4 protein-coding genes and 1 pseudogene are annotated in these 5813 nt (G+C 73.5%); 1 reads left to right on the top strand and 4 read right to left on the bottom strand.

The window, feature by feature from the left end; genetic code table 11:
* Positions 1–101: 101 nt before the first annotated feature.
* Both glnA and VKZ81_RS10885 read right to left on the bottom strand, forming a co-directional pair.
* On the bottom strand, positions 102–1445 hold the full coding sequence (gene glnA / locus VKZ81_RS10890) for a type I glutamate--ammonia ligase (protein WP_324241361.1): 1344 nt from the start codon (positions 1443–1445) through the stop codon (positions 102–104).
* A 207-nt stretch (positions 1446–1652) separates the two neighbouring features.
* The gene (locus tag VKZ81_RS10885; RefSeq protein ID WP_324241360.1) at positions 1653–3245 is read right to left on the bottom strand and encodes an alpha/beta hydrolase; all 1593 of its coding nucleotides are present in this window, start codon (positions 3243–3245) and stop codon (positions 1653–1655) included.
* 178 nt (positions 3246–3423) lie between these two features.
* On the opposite strand from VKZ81_RS10885, the gene panB reads away from it, so the two are divergent.
* Positions 3424–4257: a 3-methyl-2-oxobutanoate hydroxymethyltransferase gene (panB, locus tag VKZ81_RS10880; RefSeq protein ID WP_324241359.1), complete on the top strand. Its 834-nt coding sequence runs from the start codon at positions 3424–3426 to the stop codon at positions 4255–4257.
* Between the two features lie 63 nt (positions 4258–4320).
* Here the strand turns inward: panB and VKZ81_RS10875 are convergent, their stop codons facing one another.
* Both VKZ81_RS10875 and VKZ81_RS10870 read right to left on the bottom strand, forming a co-directional pair.
* Positions 4321–5421 carry a glutamate-cysteine ligase family protein gene (locus VKZ81_RS10875; RefSeq protein WP_324241358.1) on the bottom strand — a complete coding sequence of 367 codons (1101 nt, stop codon included), beginning with the start codon at positions 5419–5421 and terminating at the stop codon, positions 4321–4323.
* A 68-nt stretch (positions 5422–5489) separates the two neighbouring features.
* Positions 5490–5813: pseudogene (locus tag VKZ81_RS10870) on the bottom strand (RNB domain-containing ribonuclease); the annotation flags it as partial.

Here is a 5813-nt window from a genome sequence, read left to right as displayed (position 1 = left end):
AGCACCGGGCCCGCGACCGCGGCGAACGCGCCCGGATCGTCGTGCAAGACGATCTCCATGCCCCGACCTTGCCGCGCCCGGCGCGGGCGGGCAATCGGGTTCTACAGCACGGGAAGGTACGTCTCGAGCTCGTAGGGCGTGACCTGGCGGCGGTAGCCGTCCCACTCGCGGCGCTTGTTGCGCAGGAAGAAGTCGAAGACGTGCTCGCCGAGGATCTCGGCCACCAGCTCCGAGCGCTCCATCTCCGCGAGCGCCTCGTTGAGGTTCTGCGGCAGCGGCTCGTAGCCGAGGGCGCGGCGCTCGGTCTCGGTGAGCGACCAGACGTCGTCCTCGGTCGGCGGCTGCAGCTCGTAGCCCTTCTGCACCCCGGTGAGCCCGGCGCCGAGGATCACGGCGAACGCCAGGTACGGGTTGCACGCGCTGTCGAGCGTGCGGATCTCCACCCGGCGGGTGGACGCCTTGCCCGGCGAGTACATCGGCACCCGCACCAGCGCCGACCGGTTCGCGTGCCCCCACGAGACGGCCGTGGGCGCCTCACCACCGGTGATCAGGCGCTTGTAGGAGTTGACCCACTGGTTGGTGACGGCGCTGATCTCGCGGGCGTGCCGCAACACGCCTGCGACGAACGCCTTGCCGGTCTCGGACAGCTCGTAGGGATCGTCGGCGTCGTAGAACGCGTTGCGGTCGCCCTCGAACAGCGAGAAGTGCGTGTGCATCGCCGAGCCGGGGTGCTCGGAGAACGGCTTCGGCATGAAGGAGGCCCGCACGCCCTGCATGAGCGCGACCTCCTTGACCACGTAGCGGAAGGTCATGATGTTGTCCGCCATGGTCAGGGCGTCGGCGTAGCGCAGGTCGATCTCCTGCTGGCCGGGGCCGCCCTCGTGGTGGCTGAACTCGACGGAGATGCCCATCGACTCGAGCGTCTCGATCGCGTTGCGCCGGAAGTGCGGGGCGACGTCGTGGCTGGACTGGTCGAAGTAGCCGCCGGAATCGGCGGGCTCGGGCCGCGAGCCGTCGGCCGGCAGGTCGCGCAGCAGGTAGAACTCGATCTCCGGGTGCACGTAGCAGGTGAAGCCGGCCTCGCCCGCCCGGGACAGCGCCCTGCGCAGCACGTGCCGCGGGTCGGCCCACGACGGCGACCCGTCGGGCATGGCGATGTCGCAGAACATGCGCGCCGAGTAGTGCTCGCCGGGCGAGGTCTCCCAGGGCAGCACCTGGAACGTGGAGGGGTCGGGGCGCGCGACCATGTCGGACTCGTAGACCCGGGCGAAGCCCTCGATCGCCGACCCGTCGAACCCGATGCCCTCGGCGAACGCGCCCTCCAGCTCCGCGGGCGCCACCGCGACCGACTTGAGGAAGCCCAGCACGTCGGTGAACCAGAGCCGCACGAAGCGGATGTCGCGTTCCTCGAGCGTGCGGAGCACGAACTCCTGCTGTCGGTCCATGGGCGCCGAGCCTAGGAACGGCGCGTTACAAACATGTTTCCTGGCTGCTCAGCCCGTGCGACATGCACCACGGTCCCTCGAACGCGCGACAGCGCCCGCCCGTGCCCGGGCGAGCGCCGTCCTGGTCCGGCCCGCACCTCGCGGTGCGCCCCTCTGGAATCCGGTCCCGTTCACGTGTCGGCGCGGGACGCGAGAGTGTTACGCACGTCACCCCCCGTCCGAGGGGACGAGGCTGCAGCGCGCGCCCTCCGGCGGCAGCCGCAGGTCCACGAGGTAGGCGCTGACGATGTCGTCGACGCAGCGGTTGCCCTGCAGCGCCACCGTGTGCTGGGCGCCCTCGACCGTGAGCAGGCGCCCCGACAACGCCTCGGCCAGGTCCACCCCGGCCTGGTACGGGGTGGCCGGGTCCCCGGTGACCGAGATCGTGAGCGTCGGCGGGAGGCCCTCCACCTGCGGCACGTGCGGCTCGCTCGTCGGCGGGGCCGGCCAGAACGCGCACGGGTCGAGCGCGGGGACGACGCCGCGGCCGTCGTCGCGGAACGGCGCGACCTCGTTGGCGCGGCGGATCAGCTCGGCCTGCTCGGCCCGGTCGGTGATGCGCTCCTCGTCGACGCAGCTGATGACGATGAACGCCTCGATGCCGTTGCCGTAGTGGCCGTCCGGGTCGCGGTCGTTGTACATGTCCGCGAGGCGAAGCAGGATCGTGCCGTCGCCGGAGGCGAGCGCGGACAGGCCCCGCGCCAGGCGCGGCCACAGCGCCGACACGTACAGCGCCTGGATCGTGCCCGTCACCGCATCCGGGTAGGACAGCGTGCGGGATCCGCCCTCGGCCGGCGCCGGCCGGTCGATCAGCGGGCGGGTGAGGGCCTGGAAGACCTCGGTGGCCCGGGCCGGGTCGGTGCCCAGCGGGCAGGTGGGCTCCTTCGCGCAGTCGGCGGCGAAGGCGTCGAACGCCTGCTGGAAGCCCGCGCTCTGGTCGACGGTGCGCTCCACCGTGGTCTGCTCCGGGTCCAGCGCGCCGTCGAGCACGAGGGCCCGGACGTTCTGCGGGAACGCCTCCGCGTACGCCGAGCCGATGCGGGTGCCGTAGGAGTAGCCGAGGTAGGTCAGCTTCTCGTCGCCGAGGACCTCGCGCAGGATGTCCAGGTCGCGCACGACGTCGCGGGTGCCGACGTTGGCCAGCACGTCGGCGCCGCCGGAGCGCTCGGTGCACCGCTGCGCGTACAGCCGGTTCTCCGCCTCGGTCTCCTCGATGCCCGCGGGCGACGGGTCGACGTCGAGGTCGGCGCGCTCGATCTCCCACTCCGCGTCGGTGAGGCAGTCGATGGTCGGGGTGCTCGCCCCGACCCCGCGCGGGTCGAACCCGACGATGTCGAAGCGCTCGCCGATCGTGGTGCGCTCCAGCCGGCCCGCCATCGACGCGCCGAGGCGTACCCCGGACGCGCCCGGCCCGCCCGGGTTCACCAGCAGCGAGCCGATGCGATCGCCGGTGGCCCGATGGCGCAGCACGGCGATCTGCGCCGTGCGGCCGTCGGGCTGGGAGTAGTCGAGCGGGACCTCCAGGCGGGCGCACTGCAGCGACTCGTCGTCGAAGGTGATGCGGTCGCTGGCGCTGGTGGCGAACTCGGCGCAACCGCCCCAGCTCAGCTCCTGCTCGTAGAAGCGCGCGAGGTCGGCGGGCGGCTCCGCCGCGGGCGCGGCCGGGGCCGCCTCGGGCGGCGCCGCGGGTTGGCCGCAGGCCGACAGCACGAGCGCGGCGGAGCAGGCGGCCACGACAGCGGAGCGCAATGGGTCGAGCACGCCGCCCAGCATGCCAGCGCGGGTTGCCCCGGCCCCGCGCAGCGGCGCGCCCGCCGTTCACCACCGTGTGAACCTCGTCCCAGCGGCGGGCCCGCCGCCCGGATCCGGTGTCACGCTTTTCGCGTCATCACCTGACGACCCGGGGACCCGGACGGGCCTCGAGGGAGGACGGACAGCGATGTCTGAACAGGCCCCTTACCGCACCACCGAACGGCCCAAGCGGGTGCGCATCCCGCACCTGCACGCCCTCAAGCAGCGCGGGGAGCGCTGGGCGATGCTCACCGCCTACGACGCCTACACCGCCGAGATCTTCGACGAGGCCGGCATCCCGGTGCTGCTCGTCGGCGACTCGGCCGCCAACAACGTCTACGGGTACGACAACACGCTCCCGGTGACGGTCGAGGAGCTGCTGCCGCTGGTCAAGGCGGTGTCGCGGGGGGCGAAGAACGCGCTCGTCGTGGCCGACCTGCCGTTCGGCAGCTACCAGACCGGCCCCGAGCAGGCCCTCACCACCGCGTTCCGCTTCATGAAGGAAGGCGGCGCGCACGCGGTGAAGCTGGAGGGCGGTTCCCGGTTCGTCCCCCAGGTCGACGCGCTCGTGGGCTCCGGCATCCCGGTCATGGCGCACCTGGGGTTCACCCCGCAGAGCGAGCACGCGCTCGGCGGGTTCCGGGTGCAGGGGCGCGGCGCGGCCGCCGACCGGCTCGTCGAGGACGCGCTCGCGCTGCAGGCGGCGGGCGCGTTCGCGGTGGTGCTGGAGATGGTGCCCGCCGACGTGGCCAAGCGGGTCACCGCCGAGCTGGCGATCCCCACCATCGGCATCGGCGCGGGCCCGGACTGCGACGCCCAGGTGCTCGTGTGGTCCGACATGGCCGGCATGAACCGGGGGCGCAAGCCGCGGTTCGTCAAGCAGTACGCCGACGTCGGCGCGGTGCTGCTGGACGCGGCCCGCCGGTTCGGCGCCGACGTGGCCGAGGGCCGCTACCCCGAGCCCGAGCACTCCTACACCTGACCCGCGCCGCCCCCTTTCCGACGGACGGCGCGTTCGTCGGAAGAAGGCGAGCGGGGGCGGGGCTCAGGGGTGCAGGCCGGCCACCGGCTCCCCGGACCGGTAGGCGGCGAGCATCGCGCCGGCGGGCGACTCGCGGCGCCGCCAGCGCTCGCGCAGCCGCCCCAGCCGGGCCAGGTCGGCGGGGCGGTCGGCGAGCGCCCGCTCGGCGGCGTCGATGAGCTCACCGGTGCCCGCGTGCACCTCGTCGTCGGCGAGCCCCACCCCGGCCACGTGCTTGTGCAGGCCCGCGTCGGGGGTGGTGCGCCTGCCGGGCAGCGTCTCGTCGAGCACGAGCCCGGTCAGCAGCGACAGCAGCTCGCCGTAGAGCTCGGGGTCGGGGCAGGAGTCGAACGCCTTGAACTCGATGCGCCCCACCTCGGCGGGCAGGCGCGCCACCTGGGTGAGCGACGGGTCGGCGTCGAGCTGCCCGTCCTCGCCCGAGAGGAAGACGAGCACGGCGGGTCGGACCCCGGTGCGCACCGCCGTGCGCGCCGACAGCCCACCCCACGGCCCGCCGTCGCGGAACGGCGAGGAGAACGACAACGGCACCAGCCACGGGCTGTAGTAGGTGAGTTTGCGGCCCACGTCGACGACGGCGGCCTCGTCGAGCAGGTCGCACGACAGGTTCAGGTCGGGCCCGTAGGTCGACATGTGCAGGTGCGCCGTGCGCTCCTCCGGCGAGTCCTGCCGGTGCGCCCGCTCCCACGCGTTCAGCGGCGGCTCGATCCGGTACTCCGAGCGGACCGGGTTGAACGAGACCGCCGTCCTGCGCAGCCCCGTCCCGTCCAGCTCGGCGTCCAGCAGGCGCAGGTCGGTGCGCAGCGCGTCGACCGCGGCCTCGATCGAGTCGTGGATGCGGGTGCGGACCTCGAGGCCCTTCGGGTCGCACCGGACCAGCGCGCCCTGCTCGTCGAACCGCTCGTAGCCCTCGACGTACCAGCGCTTGCGCTTGATCCCCTGGTCGCCGACCCGCAGGTGCGCGAGGTCGGACGGGTCCTCCGGCAGCGCGTCGACCACCGCCTGCAGCTGGTCGAACGACGTGTTCGTGTAGTCGGCGAACCCGTCGTCGACGTGCACCAGCGCGATCTCGTGCTCGATGCCGTACCGGAACGCGCGACCGGGCACCGGCCCACCTCCCCGTGTCGTCGGCGGACCGCCCGCCGGGACAGAGCGTAGCCCGACGGCGCGCCCGGTCAGGAGACGGCGAACTCGATCCGGCCGGTCTCCGGATCGGCCGCCTCGAGGCGGACCCGCACCACGGCGCCCGCGGTGAGCGCGCCCGTGCAGCGGGCGAGCACCGGCGGGTCGGGAACGTAGACCTCGCCGCCGTCGCCGTCACCGTCCGCGCGCAGCACCACCGCGTCGAACTCGTGCCCGACGCTCTCCCGCAGCAGGGCGGCCTCGGTGCGGTCCAGGCAGGCCCGGTCGACCCGCGAGGCCAGCGCGTCGGAGTCGTCCATCAGCTCCGGCAGCGTCGGCAGGGCCGCGCGCAGCCAGTCGGGCAGCTCGGCCCCCGC

The organism is Pseudonocardia sp. (genome assembly GCF_035305885.1).
Classification (GTDB): Bacteria; Actinomycetota; Actinomycetes; order Mycobacteriales; family Pseudonocardiaceae; genus Pseudonocardia.
The sequence above is the reverse complement of the archived record's forward strand: the minus strand, read 5'-3'. Positions and strand labels throughout refer to the sequence as shown.

Coding starts and splice junctions, on each gene's coding strand:
- glnA (WP_324241361.1), bottom strand. CDS start 1,445: ATGGACCGACAGCAGGAGTTCGTGCTCCGCACGCTCGAGGAACGCGAC.
- panB (WP_324241359.1), top strand. CDS start 3,424: ATGTCTGAACAGGCCCCTTACCGCACCACCGAACGGCCCAAGCGGGTG.